The following is a 1,380-nucleotide window of genomic DNA, read 5'->3' as shown; positions in this document are numbered from 1 at the left end:
TGTTGGCAACAAATAGAACTGTCCGGTGTTGTAGCAAATGAATTGTCCGCTCGGTTATGCGAGGTGGGAAGCCTGCAAAGGGCGTAGCCCGAAGCAGGCTTCCCACCTCGCGGCCGCTGCGGCGGACAGTTACGCAGCGGCCTGAAGTGCCTGTTCTTCGGGCGTGCCATCCGGCCCATAGCGGGCGAGCAGGCGCGGCCCGTGGAACAGCGCCAGACGTCCGTCGATACGCCGGACCACGCGCACCTTGACCTTCACGTAGTGGTGCCGCGCGCGGTCAGCGGGGATCTGCAGCTTGAGGTTCTCGAAGCTGACGCAGTTGTCCTTGCCGACGGTGCGCTCGAACTGCTCGCACAGCACATCATCGAGATCGCGTCCGACGTAGGGTACGAAGCCCGAACCGTCCTCCATCGCCGGCTGCATGAACTCGGTGTTGAACGCCGGCATGTAATGCTCACGAAGGTAGCGGTTGGCTGCGTCCATGTCGGTGATGCCCATCAACGCCAACTCGCGCGGCAGGCGCGCCTGATGGGTGCTGAACATGCGCTCGCTGCGTCCGCGTGCTTCGGGCGAGTACGCCGCAATCATCTCGATCCCGAGCTGCTGCATCGCCCGACCAAACTGGGTGGGATGGCGCCGATCGACCTTGCCGCCGGCCTCGGGCGTGTGCCAGTAGTGACTGCCGCGATCGGTGTAGAGGCTCGAGAACAGTCCCCGCGCTTCAATGACCTCGCGTACCCCGCGAAGACTCGATGCGGTCCCTTCCTCGTCGACGAAGAACATCGAGTAGTGCTCGTTGGTCGCGTCGTCCATGGTCACGATCAGATCCCACTGACGGCCCGGCACCCACGCGTGCGTGCTGCCGTCCTGATGCAGCATCATCCCCGGCCAGGGCGAGCGCTCGCGCTTCTTCCTGTGCTTGCCCCGGCCCGGTGCCTTCTTGATCAGCCCTCCGTCCTGGAGCCGGCTCTTGACCCAGCTATAGCTGCGATCGCCGCCGTCACGCCGGTACCAGGCGTAGAAGTGCTTCGCGCTCCAGCCCATGTGCCGGCGCTTGTACTGTTCGCACAGCGCCATCACCTCATCGACCGGCGCGCGCCGGTGCGACACCTGGGCTAGGCGGCGGTCGATCAAACCCTCCAGCCCCGACTCCTCATATCGGTCGATGTAGCGCCGAAACGTTCGTTCGCACACCCCAAGCAACCGTGCCGCTTCCTCCTGCCGCAGCCGTCCCTCCTGCCAGCCTGAATACGCCTCTTCGAACCGCATCGCTCGGATCTCCTGTAGCAATTCCGTCCGTCTCATCGCCACCTCCTGGGTGAACAATGAAACCGGACAGATCACGTGCTACAAGTCCGGACAGTTTATGTGCTCCCTACA

The 1,380-nt window shown here is 63.8% G+C and carries 1 protein-coding gene; it reads right to left on the bottom strand.

Annotated features, from left to right (window positions below):
• Positions 1-129 precede the first annotated feature (129 nt).
• Complete coding sequence (locus ACPT9U_RS17695; protein WP_435751921.1) at positions 130-1,269, bottom strand: ISNCY family transposase; 1,140 nt, start codon at positions 1,267-1,269, stop codon at positions 130-132.
• Between the last annotated feature and the right edge of the window lie 111 nt (positions 1,270-1,380).

This window comes from Thauera sp. AutoDN2 (genome assembly GCF_051280715.1).
GTDB lineage: Bacteria > Pseudomonadota > Gammaproteobacteria > Burkholderiales > Rhodocyclaceae > Thauera.
The sequence above is the reverse complement of the archived record's forward strand: the minus strand, read 5'-3'. Positions and strand labels throughout refer to the sequence as shown.

Coding starts and splice junctions, on each gene's coding strand:
- ACPT9U_RS17695 (WP_435751921.1), bottom strand. CDS start 1,269: ATGCGGTTCGAAGAGGCGTATTCAGGCTGGCAGGAGGGACGGCTGCGG.